Here is a 16,788-nt window from a genome sequence, read left to right on the forward strand (position 1 = left end):
CCAGTATACCTTATCCTATCAAAACCTCGTGTTTTTCTCGTGTTATGGCGGAATTATTTCACTTAGATGACATTTACCCGCTAATATAAGGAGAAATATTTGATTTGCGAATAGACATTCATAATTCTGTCATAAAAGTGACGCATAATGCGTTCACATTAACAATGTCTTCTTATTTACAGGAACAATCATGGCAAGACGCATTCTAGTGGTTGAAGATGAAGCGCCCATCCGAGAAATGGTTTGTTTTGTATTAGAACAGAATGGTTTCCAGCCGATTGAAGCTGATGATTATGACAGCGCAATTGCACAGTTAGTCGACCCTCTGCCCGATTTAGTGTTACTAGATTGGATGATCCCCGGTGGTTCAGGGCTCCAAGTGATTAAACATATGAAGCGAGATAGCGCCACTCGCGATGTCCCTGTGATGATGTTAACCGCTCGTGGGGAAGAAGAAGACCGCGTGAAAGGCCTCGAGGTCGGTGCAGATGATTATTTGATTAAGCCGTTTTCCCCGAAAGAATTAATTGCTCGTGTGAAAGCGATTCTCCGTCGTATCTCGCCAATGTCGACAGAAGATATCATCGAAATGAATGGGTTAACCTTAGACCCAACCTCCCACCGAGTGACCAGTAACGAAACCCCAATTGATATGGGACCAACGGAATATAAACTTCTGCATTTCTTTATGACGCACCCTGAACGTGTTTACAGCCGTGAACAGCTCTTGAATTATGTGTGGGGCGCGAACGTTTATGTTGAAGATAGAACGGTGGATGTACACATTCGGCGTTTAAGAAAGGCGCTAGAAACTGAAGGTCATGATAAAATGGTGCAAACAGTACGCGGTACGGGCTACCGTTTCTCTGTTCGTTATTAACGACAAATTAGGGAGAGACATGCGTGCTTGAACGCTTATCGATTAAACAGCTGATTTGGGGGCTGTTTTTATTTATTTTACCGGCGCTGATTTTGTCCGTTTTTATCGGGCACTTGCCTTGGCTGCTAGTGGTTTCATTACTGGCCGCTTTAGTGTGGCATGCATATAACTTGCTGAAATTGTCTTATTGGCTTTGGCTGGATAAAAGCATGTTACCACCTGAGGGGCGAGGGGGCTGGGAGCCGATATTTTACGGTATTTACCAGATGCAGCAACGCAACCGTAAACGTCGCCGCGAATTAGGGCAACTCATTAAGCGCTTTCGCAGTGGGGCTGAATCCTTACCTGATGCTGTCGTGATGATGACCACTGAGGGCAATATTTTCTGGTGTAATCGCCATGCGCAGGCGTTGTTAGGTTTTCGCTGGCCAGAGGATAACGGCCAACATATTTTCAATCTACTGCGTTACCCTGATTTTAGCCGCTATTTTTCAATCAAAAGCTATGACCAAGCATTAACCATTGAGCTTAATAGCGGGGAAATCGTTGAGTTTCGTATTTTGCCTTATACAGAAGGGCAGTTATTGATGGTGGCGCGAGATGTCACTGAAAAACGCCGGTTGGAGAAAGCGCGTAGGGATTTTTTTGCCAATGTGAGCCATGAACTACGCACGCCACTTACCGTTATTCAGGGGTATCTTGAGGTGATGGATGACCAAGAAGGTATGCCTGCCGTCAATAAAAAAGCGCTGAATGTGATGCAAGAGCAAGCTCATCGAATGGACAATTTGGTCAAGCAGCTTTTGCAGTTATCACGTATCGAAATTGCCCCGCAAATCAATCTTGATGAACAGGTGAACATTCCCGTGATCCTCAAAATGATTGAGCAAGAAGCGCTAAGCTTAAGCCAAGGTCGCCAGCAATTTGAGTTTAACATCGATGAATCATTGCGGGTACATGGCAATGAAGAGCAACTACGCAGTGCGGTGGCGAACTTAGTGTATAACGCCATTAACCATACGCCAGAAGGCACTATTATTCGTGTTGATTGGAACAGAACCAGCAATGGTGCCCGATTCAGTGTGAAGGATAATGGGCCAGGGATCCCATCAGAACATCTTCCTCGTCTGACTGAGCGTTTTTACCGTGTAGATAAAGCGCGTTCACGCCAAGGTGGTGGCGGTACTGGGCTTGGTTTGGCTATTGTAAAACATGCGGTTCAACACCACAGTAGCCAGCTGGTGGTCACTAGCCAAGTGGGGAAAGGGAGTGAATTCTCATTTACCTTGCCGCCAGTGCTAATTGTTGATGATAAAAAATTCAAAAAAGCTTAGAAAATTCCATTTTATTAATAGAATCAATTTATTAATAAAGTGGAACCTGCTTCTATTTCGATTAATTAATTCTATTAATGCATTGTTTTTTTATATTATCCCACCAATTAATAATTTTAAAATAATATATCCTACCTGTTATCAAAAAAAGTGAATGATAAAATGAGGAGTTGATTAATTTTCAAGCAAATCATATAACGAGTATTGTGATTTTACTGAAAGGAATCACTGGTTCTGAAAATTAGTTTAGTTATTTCCTCTTGTTTTCGGGTTTGCTATTGCCTTTTTGCCCTATAAAAGTTCTACTTGTTGTCAGTTATTGGCGATTTTTTCTGTTTTTTGATTTTTCGTTTTGTCATCGGCAAGCAGGCATACTTTTTTATATTGTTAACAGTATGTTTATCAGAATTCTATCTCGCTATATATATTTCAAAGGGTTGCTAGGTGCATACCCGTAATTTTCTATTTCTGCTACTAAAAATTAACATAATATGGCTCATCGTTTATCATCAAGAGATATCATCGCATTAGGTTTTATGACCTTTGCGTTATTTGTCGGGGCAGGAAATATCATTTTCCCTCCGATGGTCGGCTTACAGGCTGGGGAACAAGTTTGGACCGCCGCACTTGGCTTTTTAGTCACAGGTGTGGGTCTACCCGTATTAACCGTTATTGCATTAGCGAAAGTTGGGGGCGGAATTGAAGCCCTGAGTACGCCGGTGGGTAAAACAGCAGGCTTACTGCTCGCGGTTGTCGCTTACTTATCTGTCGGTCCGTTATTTGCAACGCCTAGAACCGCAACTGTATCGTATAAAGTGGGTATCGCACCGTTATTTGGTGGCGAATCTGACATGTTACTGCTTATCTATAGCGCAGTTTATTTTGTGCTAGTGATAGGTATTTCGCTGTATCCGGGCAAATTACTGGATAGCGTAGGGCACATTTTGGCGCCCGTTAAAATGCTTGCACTGGCTATTTTAGGCGTCGCAGCCGTAATGTGGCCAGCAGGTGACCCAATTCCATCAACGGTAGAATACCGTGATATGGCCTTCTCAAATGGCTTTATTAACGGTTATCTCACAATGGATACCCTCGGGGCGATGGTGTTTGGTATTGTTATCGTGAATGCGGCGCGTTCACGGGGTATCGAAAACTCATCATTGCTTACTCGTTATACCATGTGGGCTGGCTTAATTGCTGGGGTATTGTTGACGCTGGTGTATCTATCCTTGTTCAAGCTGGGTGAAAATAGCGGTTCACTGATCCCGAATCCAGAAGATGGCGCGGATATCCTGCATACTTATGTTCAGTATACGTTTGGTGGCTACGGCAGCTTCTTCCTTGCTGTATTGATTTTTGTGGCTTGTATGGTGACTGCAGTTGGCCTGACTTGTGCTTGCGCAGAGTTCTTTAGCCGCTATGTGCCGATTTCTTACCGTAAGCTTGTGTTGATCTTAGGTGTTTTCTCTATGGTCATCTCAAACTTAGGTTTAAGTAAGTTAATCGCCTTCTCATTACCTGTGTTGGTTTCAATTTACCCTCCGTGTATTGTCTTGATACTATTGAGCTTCACATTGAAATGGTGGAAAAACCCAACGGTAGTGATTGCACCAACAATGCTAGTCAGCTTTGTAGTAGGCTTAATCGGCGCGGTGAAAGCGTCCGATCATTTGAAAGTCTACATCCCAGAATGGATGACGGCGATGCCATTGTATAAACAAGATTTAGTTTGGGTATTGCCAACACTTGTTGTCTTGGTCGTCGCGATTGTCTGTGACAAAGTGGTGTCACCATCAGTGCAGCATAAACAAGCTTAATCATTTGAATTATCGAATAAAAGGGAGCCAATAGGCTCCCTTTTTTATAACATATTAATTCACGCCGACGGCACTACCTGCTGGTCGGCGAACATCATTAGAACCGTAAATAAAGCCTTCGCGGACTTTGCCTGAAACGGCGGAGTCATTACCAGATGACTTGGCACTGACACCTGCACCATCAGGGATAGCAACCATAATTAGCTCAGCAGCCCCCCAAGGAGTCTGTTCAACCATCTTATAGCCCATCTTATCAAGTAGGGCTAAGCTGTCTTTCGATATACCTCGTTGTTCATAATAAACTTCATCAGGCAACCATTGGTGGTGAATGCGAGGTGCATTCACCGCTTCTTGTGGTGGCATTCCGTGGTCAATAATGTTTAATGCCGTTTGCAACGTGATAGAAATAATGCGTGAGCCGCCTGGAGAGCCGAGTACTAAGAACACGTTGCCATCTTTGGTGACAATGGTTGGGCTCATTGATGAGAGTGGGCGTTTACCCGGCGCGATAGAATTTCGTTCGCCTTGAACTAAGCCATAAAGGTTTTTTTCTCCCACTTTAGTGGTGAAATCGTCCATTTCATCATTGAGGAAGAAACCCGTTCCCGGTGGGATAACTACTGAACCAAATCGACCATTGATTGTGTAAGTGGTTGAAACGGCGTTTCCTTTTTCATCAACAACCGAATAATGAGTTGTTTCTGGTTTTTCATGAGGCCCCATTCCCGGCTGAACTTGCGTTGAAGGTGTCGCTTGGTTTGGTTTGATCTCTTTGCGCAGCTCTTCGGCGTAGGCTTTACTTAACAATTTTTCGGTTGGGTTATCCACAAATTCAGGATCGCCAAGAAACGTATTTCGGTCCATATAGGCGTGGCGCATAGCTTCGGTTAGGGTATGAATATATTCAGCAGAATTAAAGCCCATCTCTTTAAGGTCATAACCCTCTAAAATATTTAAGGTTTGGCAGATAGTCACACCACCAGAGCTTGGCGGTGGCGCAGAAATAAATTGATAGCCTCTATAGGTACAGCTAACTGGAGCTGTGTCCGTGATAGTAAAATCAGCAAAATCTTTTGCGGTGAGTATGCCGCCGTTTTTCTTTGACGCTTCTTCGACAGCTTTCGGTATTTCCCCTTCATAGAAAGCCGATGGCCCATTCTTGGCAATTTTTTCAAGGGTATTGGCTAAATCGGTTTGCACCAATAAGTCGCCAGGTTGAAAAGCGCTACCGTCAGGTTTTAAGAATATACGTGCGACTTCAGGATCTTGCTTAAAGCGCTCGGTGGTTGTATCCAGCACATCCGTATCTGCACGGGTTAATATAAAGCCTTCTCTGGCAAGCTTAATTGCAGGCTCCATCACTTGTTGGCGGCTCATTGTGCCGTATTTTTCTAAGGCATAATCTAGGCCTTTAACGGTACCTGGCACACCCGAAGCGAGGTAGCCGTATAAGCTTGCGTCTTTGATTAACTTACCGTCTTTATCGAGATACATATCCGCGCTTGCTGCGGCAGGAGCGGTTTCTCTAAAATTGATGAATAGGTCTTTGCCATCAGCCAAGTGAATGGTCATAAAGCCGCCACCGCCAATATTGCCACAACACGGGTTAACAACGGCTTGGGCATAGCCAACTGCCACTGCAGCATCCACAGCGTTTCCGCCTGATTTCAAGATATCTGCGCCAATTTGTGAGGCTAAATGTTGAGATGAAACGACCATGCCTTTTTTGGCTTCAACGGCAGGTTCTGATGCAGCAAAGATTTGGCTTGAAAATAATAAGGAAAGCAATAATGCAGCAGGGCGTAATGATGTTCTGATCATTCGTATCTCCCAGTTAAGGTAAGGTTTGATATAACACAAATTAATGATTTGTTAATTATTTGTATTTTTAATGTATAGCATACAATAGTGTGGAGTGTTGAATATTTGAGTTAAGAAGTGTTAACTGGGTAGGGATATTACTAATCAGAGACGTAATAATATTGATGGGGTGCACAAAAGAAAAAAGCGGGCAATCAGCCCGCTTTTGAAAAACTAAATCGATTGATTACAGTTTTGCAGAGTTTTTGGTCAGGTAGTCAGCAACGCCTTTTGGAGATGCGTTCATACCTTCTTTTCCTTTTTCCCACTGAGCAGGGCAAACATCACCGTGCTCTTCGTGGAATTGCAGTGCGTCAACCATACGCAGCATTTCGTCAATGTTACGGCCTAATGGCAGGTCGTTAACCACTTGGTGACGAACAACACCGTTTTTGTCAACGAGGAAAGAACCACGCAGTGCAACGCCTGCTTCTGGGTGTTCAATACCGTAAGCTTTCATGATTTCGCGTTTGATATCAGCAACCATCGGGTATTTAACTTCACCGATACCGCCGTTATCGACAGGGGTTTTACGCCATGCGTTATGAACAAACTCAGAGTCAAAAGAAACACCAACAATTTCAACACCGCGTTTTTTGAATTCTTCATAGCGGTGGTCAAATGCGATCAGCTCTGAAGGACACACGAAAGTGAAGTCCATTGGCCAGAAAAAGATCACAGCTGGACGGCCGTTCAGGTGGGTTTTCAGGTTGAAGTTTTCAACGATTTCACCGTTACCTAAAACAGCAGCAGCAGTAAAGTCAGGGGCTTGACGTGTTACCAGAACCATAATTTACTCCTATGAGTTTGATTTTTGTCCGAGAGATTTCACAAAAATTGTGTATTTTCGGACATAGACTTCCAAAAGGATAAAAAATTATCTTTTGATAATAAAGACATTTAAACCAATTATTGTGATAGGTTTTAACTATCAATTATACTGATTTAATAAATTAATATCAATAAGATAGTTTTATTCTGCCAAAGTGCAAGCATTAATTTATTCCTTTGCCTGTATTGTGACACTTTGTGCAAAAATTTGTTGCAGCGCATTCGCCATCATTTGTGGATAAAATTGAAAGAAAATATTTTCCAGCGCATCATATTGCAATAAAAAATCATCAAATGAACCGCTTAGCGCACTGAGCCTAGGTCTTCTTTTTGCCATCCCATTTAGGGATTTGCCAATATAGTTTTTATCTGCGTAACGAATTAACCACTGTTGTGGCCAGAGAAACTCATTTAACTCCTGAAACTTTTCAGGGGTATGACACAGTTGAGGTTCTATAATATTTCGGCAATAACGCACGAATTCAGGCAGTGAAATGGCAGGTTCAATCGTCGACCAATGCAAAGACAAAAAATGATCCCACACTAAATCCAACGTAATCGGTGCAACACGGCGATATTCCTCACGAAACAGTAATTTGGCCTCTTTGACCAAAGGGTGCGTGTCAGTGATGCGATCGACAGCGCGGTGCATCATAATGCCAGAGACAACTTCAGGTGAGTAAAGGCCCGCAGGGTTGCCGCGAACGTAGTCAGCCATTGTGTTGCCGAGCAGGGAGCTGGCAGCGAGGTGGGCTAGGTGGAGGTGTGCTAGATAATTCATTCTTTTATAGTATACCTGATGCCTTTCAAATTATAGCTGTGTTAGCGGCGCAAACCGACCCTAGTCACATACTTATGTATGCTCCTAGGGCTCAATTTGCTTGCTGCCTTGCTCTAATTCGAAATTCATGAGGTATCAGTATTGAGTATTGAAATGAAAACCAAAGTTCAACTACAGCATAGTTATTACTTGCCGCCTACCTGTGATTTGAAATCCATAGGACATGCAGCAGTAGTTAGCAAAGTTTAAACTATAGCAATAATTACGTTGAATTCGAAACTTATGGGGTATCAGTATTGAGATGAAAACCAAAGTTCAACTACAGCATAGTTATTACTTGCTGCCTACCTGTGATTCGAAATCCATAGGACATTATTTAGTCCTTAGCTGGGTAATGAAAAATAATAGAAATCAATTTGTCATGAAAGGTAAGTAAAATTGAAATAATTCATTCATCGAATGGATAAATAGCGTACAGAATTTTTTGCTAACAAAATATTTATTAAATAATGGTGGTTTTTTGTGCAATTCTGCGCTTATTTCTTGCGCCAAAGGCGGTGCGGCACTAGACTAGTTCCCTATTTTTTTTAGATTGATGTCAATACAATGCGTGTTTCTGATTTTACTTTTGAATTACCCGAAGAACTGATTGCCCACTATCCACAGGCTGAACGTAGCGCTTGCCGCTTATTGAGTTTGGATGGCGGATCAGGGCAGCTAACGCATGGTGTTTTTACGGATGTCCTAGAAAAATTGGAGAAAGGGGATTTACTGGTATTCAACAATACCCGCGTGATCCCCGCAAGGCTGTTTGGTCGCAAAGTCAGCGGCGGCAAAATTGAAGTCCTCATTGAGCGCATGTTGGACGAACACCGTGTATTGGCACATGTTCGTGCTTCAAAAGCGCCAAAAGAGGGTGCTGAATTGTTGCTGGGTGAAGATGAAAGCGTCAAAGCTACGATGGTGGCACGTCACGGTGCCTTATTTGAGCTGCGCTTTGATGATGAGCGGGATGTGCTGAGCATTTTGAACCAAATTGGTCATATGCCATTGCCCCCTTACATCGACCGACCTGACGAAGAAGCCGATAAAGAGCTCTATCAAACCGTGTATAGCGAAAAACCGGGTGCTGTAGCAGCACCAACGGCGGGCCTACACTTTGATGAGCCTTTGCTTGACGCTTTGCGCCAAAAAGGTGTCGAAATGGCGTTTGTCACGTTACATGTTGGCGCGGGGACGTTCCAGCCTGTTCGTGTTGATACCATCGAAGACCACATCATGCACTCTGAATATGCGGAAGTGCCGCAAGATGTGGTTGATGCGGTATTAGCATGTAAAGCGCGTGGTAACCGTGTTGTTGCTGTGGGAACAACGTCAGTTCGTTCATTAGAAAGCGCAGCTAAAGCCTGCCAAGATGCCTTAATTGCTCCATTTTTTGATGATACCCAAATTTTTATTTATCCAGGTTATGAATATCAGGTGATTGATGCACTTATCACTAACTTCCATCTGCCCGAATCGACACTAATTATGTTGGTTTCTGCATTTGCTGGATATAAAAATACAATGAATGCGTACAAAGAGGCGGTTGCTGAGAAATACCGTTTCTTTAGCTATGGTGATGCGATGTTTATCACCCCCAATGCGAATGCAAAATTCGAAAAAATTGGCGAATAATCAGTGATAAGCGGTGGCATCAGCTGCTTGCTTAGCAAATTAATACTATCGATAACATCAGACTGTTTTTCTGATGTTTGGAGGCAAACGTGAAATATGAATTACAAACGACCGATGGCAATGCACGCCGTGGCCGTTTAGTGTTTGAGCGCGGCGTGGTTGAAACCCCTGCATTTATGCCAGTGGGCACCTACGGTACCGTAAAAGGCATGACCCCAGAAGAAGTAAAAGAAACGGGCGCTCAAATCCTGTTAGGCAATACTTTCCACCTGTGGTTACGCCCTGGCCAAGAAATCATGAAGTTGCATGGTGACCTCCATGACTTTATGCAATGGCAAGGCCCGATTTTAACGGACTCTGGCGGTTTCCAAGTCTTTAGTCTTGGCGCGATGCGTAAAATTAAAGAAGAAGGCGTACATTTTCGTAACCCAATTAACGGTGAGAAAGTTTTCTTAAGCCCTGAAAAATCGATGGAAATTCAGTACGACCTCGGTTCAGATATCGTAATGATATTCGACGAATGTACGCCATATCCAGCAGATTGGGATTATGCAAAGACCTCAATGGAAATGTCACTGCGTTGGGCTGCACGTAGCCGCCAACGTTTTGACGAGTTAAACAATAAAAATGCCCTGTTTGGTATCATCCAAGGTAGTGTTTACGAAGATTTACGTGATATTTCGGTTAAGGGGCTGGTGGAAATCGGCTTTGATGGTTACGCTGTAGGCGGCCTTGCCGTTGGCGAACCGAAAGAAGACATGCACCGTATTTTAGAGCATGTTTGCCCACAAATTCCGGCAGAAAAACCGCGTTATTTAATGGGAGTCGGTAAACCAGAAGATTTAGTGGAAGGCGTTCGTCGTGGTATCGACATGTTCGACTGTGTGATGCCAACACGAAATGCACGAAACGGCCATTTATTTGTCACAAATGGCGTGGTAAAAATTCGTAATGCGAAGTATAAATCTGACACATCAACGCTCGATGCGGATTGTGACTGTTATACTTGTCGTCATTATAGTCGTGCCTATTTGCATCACCTTGATAGATGTAATGAAATTCTTGGCGCAAGGCTCAATACCATCCATAATTTACGTTACTATCAGCGTTTAATGGCGGGTATCCGACAAGCCATTGAAGACGGTAATTTCGAAGAGTTTGCGAAAGATTTCTATCAAAAGATTGGAAAACCTGAACCTTCGTTAAATATCGAATGAATTTAAGTGCGAAATCACGTTAACCTGTGTAGCATAGTTAGCTTGGTTTATTCGTTATACATCGAATATAAACGCACTGAATTAGTTAGAGTCTGTACTTAAAATTGCTTTCAATAAAACAATGAGGAAAGTTGAATGAGTTTTTTTATTTCTGAAGCAGCGGCATCAGCAGGTGCACCAGCGCAGGGTAGCCCATACACTATGGTTATCATGCTTGTTGTTTTCGCGCTGATCTTCTATTTCATGATTTTGCGTCCGCAGCAAAAACGTGCGAAAGAACACCGTAAATTGATGGAATCTATCACGAAAGGTGATGAAGTTTTAACAACTGGCGGTTTAATCGGACGTGTTACTAAAGTGTCTGAAACAGGTTATGTTGTTCTTGAACTGAGTGAGAACACAGAAGTAACCATCAAACGTGATTTCGTTGCTGCTGTTTTACCTAAAGGCACAATGAAAGCAATTTAATTCTGATTTTCCCGAAGGGAACTGCCGTGCTAAACCGTTATCCTTTGTGGAAGTATCTGATGTTGATCGTTGCGATCCTCATCGGTCTGCTTTATGCGCTTCCAAACCTATATGGTGAGGATCCGGCTGTTCAGATCACTGGCGTGCGGGGAACCGCCGCCAATGAACAAACGCTGGTCCAAGTCCAAAAATCGTTACAAGATGACAAAATTGAGAGTAAGTCAATCTCTCTGGAAAATGGGGCAATTTTAGCCCGTTTCAACAACTCTGATGTTCAGTTACGTGCTCGTGAAGTCATCATGAATGCACTGGGTGACCAGTATGTTGTTGCATTAAACCTTGCACCTGCGACGCCTAAATGGCTCGAAGCTGTCGGCGGTGAGCCGATGAAGCTGGGTCTTGACCTGCGTGGTGGGGTTCACTTCCTGATGGAAGTTGATATGGACACTGCATTAGGTAAATTGCAGGAACAAAACATGGATGGTTTGCGTAATGACCTGCGTCAAGAAGGCATTGCGTACTCTTCTATTCGTAAAGGCAATGATTACAGCGTCGAAGTTCGCTTCCGTAACGCTGACGATCGTAGCCAAGCAGAAAAAGCGCTGGCACGTAAATACCCAGACCTCGTGTTTAGTGATGGCAGCGACAACACCATGATCGCTGTGATGACCGACGAGCGCTTACGTGAAGCTCGCAACTATGCTGTTTCTCAAAACATTACCATCATTCGTAACCGTGTAAACCAATTAGGTGTTGCCGAACCTTTAGTTCAACGCCAAGGTGCAGACCGCATTGTGGTTGAGTTACCGGGTATTCAAGATACAGCACGCGCTAAAGAAATCTTAGGTGCAACCGCCACATTAGAATTCCGCCTTGTGAATACCAGCGTGGATTCATCCGCAGCAGAAAGTGGCCGTGTACCGGGTGACTCAGAAGTTAAATACGACCGTGAAGGGGCGCCGTATGTCCTGTATAAGCGCGTTATTTTAACGGGTGACCATATTACGGACTCAACGTCTGAAGCCGATGAAAACGGCGCACCGCAAGTGAGCATCAGCCTTGATAGTTCTGGTGGTTCTATCATGTCTGACTTTACACGTGATAACCAAGACAAGCTGATGGCAACGCTGTTCGTTGAATATAAGGACAGCGGCAAAAAAGATGCGACGGGCCGTTCAATCTTGGTGAAAGATGAAAAAGTTATCAATGCTGCACGTATTTCTGCACGTTTTGGTAGCAAGTTCCGTATCACTGGTATCAATAATGGTAATGAGGCACGCCAGCTTTCATTATTATTACGTGCGGGTGCGTTGATTGCGCCAATTCAAATCGTTGAAGAACGTACTATCGGTCCAACACTGGGTATGCAAAATATCGAGCAAGGTCTGAAGGCATGTATCGCGGGTCTGTTAGCGTCTATCCTGTTTATGATTATCTACTATCGTAAATTTGGTTTGATTGCGAGTAGCGCGCTGTTAGCGAACTTGGTGTTAATCGTGGGTGTGATGTCGTTGTTGCCGGGTGCAACACTCACCATGCCAGGTATTGCAGGTATCGTATTAACCCTTGCGGTTGCGGTCGATGCCAACGTACTTATCAACGAACGTATCAAAGAAGAGCTGAAAAACGGGCGATCTGTTCAGCAAGCGATTCATGAAGGTTATAAAGGCGCCTTCTCAAGTATTACCGATGCAAACTTAACGACATTGATCACCGCTATCATTCTATATGCAGTGGGAACAGGGTCGATTAAAGGCTTTGCGATTACGACAGCGATTGGTGTCGCAACCTCTATGTTTACAGCGATTGTAGGTACACGTGCGATTGTGAACCTGCTGTACGGCGGTAAACGTATTAACAAGCTGTCAATTTAAGGAGCACGTTGTGGCACAGGATTATACTGTTGAACAATTGAACTATGGCCGTAAAGTCTATGACTTTATGCGCTGGGACAACGTTGCCTTCACGATTTCAGCTCTGTTATTGGTTGCATCGGTTGTCATTATCGGACTAAAAGGTTTTAACTGGGGTCTGGATTTCACCGGGGGGACGGTTATTGAGATTAGCCTAAGCCAACCTGCTGATTTGGACAAAATTCGTGATAGCTTGTCTAACTCGAACCATAAAGACCCATTGATTCAAAACTTTGGTAGCAGCCGTGACATCATGATTCGTATTCCGCCAATTGAAGGCACTGCGGGTCAAGAAGTTGGCAAAGAGATTATTACGGTTATCAACCAAAATGTGGATGATAAAGCCACCGTTAAACGAATCGAATTCGTGGGGCCGAGTGTCGGTGCAGAATTGGCGCAAACGGGGGCACTAGCTCTGTTAACCGCGCTTATCTGTATTTTGATTTACGTTGGTTTCCGTTTCGAATGGCGTTTGGCGGCGGGTGCCGTGTTATCTCTTGCCCATGACGTGGTGATTACCTTGGGAATACTGTCTCTGTTCCATATTGAGATAGATATGACCATCGTGGCATCATTAATGTCGGTTATTGGTTACTCGCTGAACGACAGTATCGTTGTTTCCGACCGTATCCGTGAAAACTTCCGTAAAATTCGTCGCGGTACACCGTACGAAATCATGAACGTCTCTTTGACGCAAACATTGAGCCGTACCATCATGACATCAGCCACCACATTATTAGTGGTTCTGATGCTGTATCTGTTCGGTGGCGCGATGCTGGAAGGCTTCTCACTGGTTATGTTAATCGGTGTAACTATCGGTACTATCTCATCTATTTACGTTGCTTCTGCATTAGCACTGAAGATGGGAATGAAACGCGAGCACTTGATGCAAGCGAAAGTCGAGAAAGAAGGCGCAGACCAAGAGTCATTACTGCCTTAGTGTTGTAGCTAGGTGCAAGTATTATTAATCCCTAAGGGCATTCACAATATGCCACTAAGGTGAATAAACTAAGCGAACACCTCTACAGCGCGGAATATACAGCGTTACCAACACCCTAGAAGACATCTTCTAGGGTGTTTTTTATTGCATAGTAGGGTAAACTATCCCTCCGTAAATAGGACTCAGGAAACGCTATGCATTGCCCATTTTGCTCAGCTGTAGATACGAAAGTCATCGACTCGCGTCTGGTTGGTGAAGGTGCTCAAGTCCGTAGACGCCGCCAATGTTTACTTTGCCATGAACGTTTTACCACGTTTGAAGTAGCAGAACTGGTCATGCCTCGAGTCATTAAAAGTGATGAAGTGCGTGAGCCGTTTGATGAAGAAAAACTCAATCGCGGTATGCAAAAAGCATTGGAAAAACGCCCTGTTAGCTCTGATGATATTGAACAAGCCATCATTTCCATTAAGTCTCAACTCCGTGCGACGGGGGAACGTGAGGTTCCGTCGAAACTCATTGGTAGCTTAGTGATGGATGAGCTGAAAAAGCTCGATAAAGTCGCGTATATCCGTTTTGCCTCGGTTTACCGTAGTTTTGAAGATGTGCGTGAGTTTGGCGAAGAAATCGCGAAATTACAGGATTAGTGCCAATGATTGAACAAGATAACATTTACATGGCACGTGCCTTCGAATTGGCACATCTCGGCCGCTTTACCACATCACCGAACCCGAATGTCGGGTGTGTGATTGTGCGTGATGGCGAAATTGTGGGCGAAGGCTACCACCAAAAAGCTGGTGAACCTCATGCAGAAGTGCATGCACTGAGAATGGCGGGGGAGAAAGCGAAAGGGGCAACGGCGTATGTCACCCTTGAGCCTTGCAGTCACCATGGGCGCACGCCACCTTGTGCAGAAGCGTTGATTAACGCTGGCGTGAGCCGTGTTGTCGCTGCGATGCAAGACCCCAATCCACAAGTTGCAGGGCGTGGCCTGTACATGTTGTCTCAAGCGGGTATTGAAACTCGTAGCAATGTTTTATTGGATGAAGCCGAAGCGGCAAACCGCGGTTTTTTAAAACGCATGCGTACGGGCTTCCCGTATATTCAGTTAAAGCTTGCGGCCTCACTGGATGGCAAGACCGCACTAGCGTCAGGTGAAAGCAAGTGGATCACCAGTGCCGCGGCGCGCAAAGATGTCCAAGAATTCCGTGCGCAGGCCAGCGCTATTTTAAGCACCAGTAGCACCGTGATTGCGGATGGCCCTTCACTGACAGTGCGTTGGAACGAGCTCCCCGCAGATATCCAACATGTTTATCCAGAAAGCCAAGTGCGTCAGCCAATTCGTATTGTGCTGGATAATCACAACCGTGTGACGGCTGACCATAAAGTCACTCAACTTGATGGTGAGTGTTGGTTAGTTCGTGCAAACCCAGATGCAAACGCATCATGGCAAGGGAAGGTTGAGCAAATTGCTGTTCCTGCTGATGATAACGGCACTGATCTGGTTATTTTGATGATGCAACTGGCGAAACGTAACGTCAACAGTATCTGGGTAGAAGCAGGGGCTAAATTAGCAGGCTCGTTACTCAAACTGGGTATTGTTGATGAACTGATTGTGTATATCGCCCCTAAATTATTGGGCAACAATGCACGTGGTTTGGTTGATTTCCCTGCATTAAGTGCTTTAGTTGATGCACCAAGATTTGAATTTACAGATGTGACGAAAGTCGGTGATGACCTGCGTGTCAGGCTGCGTCCTGTCTGGTAAGTGCGTTTTTTTGAAATTCGCGCATACGATAAACGAAAGAATGTGATAAAATCCGCGCCCCGCGGGTTATAATTAATATTAGAGGAAGACTATGAACGTAATTAAAGGTGTTGTTGCTGCGCCAAAAGCGCGTGTTGCTATCGCTATTGCTCGTTTTAACAACTTTATTAATGATAGTCTGCTGGAAGGTGCTGTTGATGCGTTAGAGCGCATCGGTCAGGTTTCAAACGACAACATTACTATCGTTTGGGTGCCAGGTGCCTATGAACTGCCATTAACCGCGAAAGCGCTGGTTGAAACCAAAAAATATGATGCTGTTATCGCATTAGGTACGGTTATCCGTGGTGGTACTGCTCACTTTGAATATGTTGCAGGTGAGTGTAGCTCCGGTCTATCCCATGTTGCGATGAATAGCGAAGTGCCTGTGACTTTCGGTGTGTTAACCACTGAAAATATCGAGCAAGCTATCGAACGTGCGGGTACTAAAGCGGGTAACAAAGGTGCTGAAGCTGCATTAACGGCACTTGAAATGATTAATGTAATTAAAGCCATTAAAGGCAAATAATACACAAATAATAGGATGTCGCATGATGAGAGTGTTAATCTCCATGCGGCAAAATTGTTTTGTGTATAGTTTTTAAATTTAAGGGGAATCTTGTGAAACCTGCTGCTCGTCGCCGCGCTCGTGAGTGTGCTGTACAGGCCATTTATTCATGGCAATTATCTGGCAATCCAATTGCTGAAGTCGAATATGAGTTTATTGCTGAACAGGACATGTCAGACGTTGACGTAAACTATTTTCGTGAACTGTTATCAGGCGTTGCAACCAACGCAACTAAGCTTGATCAACTGATGACGCCTTATTTATCTCGTCAACTCGAAGAGCTGGGTCAGGTAGAAAAAGCGATTTTACGTGTCTCTATGTTTGAATTAAGCTTCCGTGAAGATGTGCCTTATAAAGTCGCAATTAACGAAGGTATTGAATTAGCGAAAGTTTTTGGCGCAGAAGATAGCCATAAATTCGTTAACGGTGTATTAGATAAAGCGGCACCTGCGGTTCGCCGTAAAAAATAATAATATCAGGGTTCCCTCCTGTAACACTACAGTAGTCGAGAGGTAGGCTGGGTTCCAGTCTACCTTTGTACTTATAGGCTCGTCATACTTTAAGTTACAGGTGTATTGGCTAAAATGGCCTCAGATGGGGGTTTTAGCCGACTTTAGGTAGGGCAGAAATTTGCCGCCTATTTGTAGCTTGAATTATTCAGAGTATAAATTATTTATTTCGTTTAAAACGAAAATAGAGAT

15 protein-coding genes are annotated in these 16,788 nt (G+C 44.1%); 12 read left to right on the top strand and 3 right to left on the bottom strand.

The annotated features are described in order from the left end of the window. Positions 1–190 precede the first annotated feature (190 nt). The 3 genes from phoB to brnQ all read left to right on the top strand — a co-directional run bounded on the left by phoB (position 191) and on the right by brnQ (position 4,031). The gene (gene phoB / locus J6836_RS20770; RefSeq protein WP_219245717.1) at positions 191–880 is read left to right on the top strand and encodes a phosphate regulon transcriptional regulator PhoB; all 690 of its coding nucleotides are present in this window, start codon (positions 191–193) and stop codon (positions 878–880) included. Positions 881–903: 23 nt separating this feature from the next. Next, positions 904–2,214 (top strand): phosphate regulon sensor histidine kinase PhoR, encoded by a 1,311-nt coding sequence (phoR, locus tag J6836_RS20775; protein WP_219245718.1) that lies wholly within the window; start codon positions 904–906, stop codon positions 2,212–2,214. 491 nt (positions 2,215–2,705) lie between these two features. After that, positions 2,706–4,031, top strand: a complete 1,326-nt coding sequence (gene brnQ / locus J6836_RS20780; protein WP_219245719.1) for a branched-chain amino acid transport system II carrier protein — start codon at positions 2,706–2,708, stop codon at positions 4,029–4,031. Between the two features lie 54 nt (positions 4,032–4,085). On the opposite strand, the gene ggt is transcribed toward brnQ, so the two are convergent. From ggt to J6836_RS20795, 3 genes are all read right to left on the bottom strand, one after another. Beyond that, on the bottom strand, positions 4,086–5,852 hold the full coding sequence (gene ggt / locus J6836_RS20785) for a gamma-glutamyltransferase (protein ID WP_219245720.1): 1,767 nt from the start codon (positions 5,850–5,852) through the stop codon (positions 4,086–4,088). Positions 5,853–6,078: 226 nt separating this feature from the next. Beyond that, entirely contained in the window at positions 6,079–6,681 is a 603-nt protein-coding gene (locus tag J6836_RS20790; protein WP_219245721.1) for a peroxiredoxin C, read from the bottom strand. Positions 6,682–6,891: 210 nt separating this feature from the next. Continuing rightward, on the bottom strand, positions 6,892–7,503 hold the full coding sequence (locus J6836_RS20795) for an acyl carrier protein phosphodiesterase (protein WP_219245722.1): 612 nt from the start codon (positions 7,501–7,503) through the stop codon (positions 6,892–6,894). A 606-nt stretch (positions 7,504–8,109) separates the two neighbouring features. Here J6836_RS20795 and queA point away from each other — a divergent pair. The 9 genes from queA to nusB all read left to right on the top strand — a co-directional run bounded on the left by queA (position 8,110) and on the right by nusB (position 16,557). Beyond that, entirely contained in the window at positions 8,110–9,180 is a 1,071-nt protein-coding gene (gene queA, locus J6836_RS20800; protein WP_219245723.1) for a tRNA preQ1(34) S-adenosylmethionine ribosyltransferase-isomerase QueA, read from the top strand. Between the two features lie 89 nt (positions 9,181–9,269). Beyond that, positions 9,270–10,397, top strand: a complete 1,128-nt coding sequence (gene tgt / locus J6836_RS20805; RefSeq protein ID WP_219245724.1) for a tRNA guanosine(34) transglycosylase Tgt — start codon at positions 9,270–9,272, stop codon at positions 10,395–10,397. 135 nt (positions 10,398–10,532) lie between these two features. Then, on the top strand, positions 10,533–10,865 hold the full coding sequence (gene yajC, locus J6836_RS20810) for a preprotein translocase subunit YajC (RefSeq protein WP_004905542.1): 333 nt from the start codon (positions 10,533–10,535) through the stop codon (positions 10,863–10,865). A gap of 26 nt (positions 10,866–10,891) precedes the next feature. Further along, complete coding sequence (gene secD / locus J6836_RS20815; protein ID WP_219245725.1) at positions 10,892–12,739, top strand: protein translocase subunit SecD; 1,848 nt, start codon at positions 10,892–10,894, stop codon at positions 12,737–12,739. A gap of 10 nt (positions 12,740–12,749) precedes the next feature. Then, positions 12,750–13,718 (top strand): protein translocase subunit SecF, encoded by a 969-nt coding sequence (gene secF, locus J6836_RS20820; protein WP_219245726.1) that lies wholly within the window; start codon positions 12,750–12,752, stop codon positions 13,716–13,718. A gap of 194 nt (positions 13,719–13,912) precedes the next feature. Continuing rightward, complete coding sequence (gene nrdR / locus J6836_RS20825; protein ID WP_206084569.1) at positions 13,913–14,362, top strand: transcriptional regulator NrdR; 450 nt, start codon at positions 13,913–13,915, stop codon at positions 14,360–14,362. An 8-nt stretch (positions 14,363–14,370) separates the two neighbouring features. Next, complete coding sequence (ribD, locus tag J6836_RS20830) at positions 14,371–15,483, top strand: bifunctional diaminohydroxyphosphoribosylaminopyrimidine deaminase/5-amino-6-(5-phosphoribosylamino)uracil reductase RibD (RefSeq protein WP_219249572.1); 1,113 nt, start codon at positions 14,371–14,373, stop codon at positions 15,481–15,483. A gap of 91 nt (positions 15,484–15,574) precedes the next feature. Then, positions 15,575–16,048 carry a 6,7-dimethyl-8-ribityllumazine synthase gene (gene ribH, locus J6836_RS20835; RefSeq protein WP_206084570.1) on the top strand — a complete coding sequence of 158 codons (474 nt, stop codon included), beginning with the start codon at positions 15,575–15,577 and terminating at the stop codon, positions 16,046–16,048. Between the two features lie 92 nt (positions 16,049–16,140). Then, complete coding sequence (gene nusB, locus J6836_RS20840; protein WP_219245727.1) at positions 16,141–16,557, top strand: transcription antitermination factor NusB; 417 nt, start codon at positions 16,141–16,143, stop codon at positions 16,555–16,557. Positions 16,558–16,788 lie beyond the last annotated feature (231 nt).

It is taken from the genome of Providencia sp. R33, assembly GCF_019343475.1.
Classification (GTDB): Bacteria; Pseudomonadota; Gammaproteobacteria; order Enterobacterales; family Enterobacteriaceae; genus Providencia.

Coding starts and splice junctions, on each gene's coding strand:
- phoB (WP_219245717.1), top strand. CDS start 191: ATGGCAAGACGCATTCTAGTGGTTGAAGATGAAGCGCCCATCCGAGAA.
- brnQ (WP_219245719.1), top strand. CDS start 2,706: ATGGCTCATCGTTTATCATCAAGAGATATCATCGCATTAGGTTTTATG.
- ggt (WP_219245720.1), bottom strand. CDS start 5,852: ATGATCAGAACATCATTACGCCCTGCTGCATTATTGCTTTCCTTATTA.
- J6836_RS20790 (WP_219245721.1), bottom strand. CDS start 6,681: ATGGTTCTGGTAACACGTCAAGCCCCTGACTTTACTGCTGCTGCTGTT.
- J6836_RS20795 (WP_219245722.1), bottom strand. CDS start 7,503: ATGAATTATCTAGCACACCTCCACCTAGCCCACCTCGCTGCCAGCTCC.
- queA (WP_219245723.1), top strand. CDS start 8,110: ATGCGTGTTTCTGATTTTACTTTTGAATTACCCGAAGAACTGATTGCC.
- yajC (WP_004905542.1), top strand. CDS start 10,533: ATGAGTTTTTTTATTTCTGAAGCAGCGGCATCAGCAGGTGCACCAGCG.
- nrdR (WP_206084569.1), top strand. CDS start 13,913: ATGCATTGCCCATTTTGCTCAGCTGTAGATACGAAAGTCATCGACTCG.
- ribH (WP_206084570.1), top strand. CDS start 15,575: ATGAACGTAATTAAAGGTGTTGTTGCTGCGCCAAAAGCGCGTGTTGCT.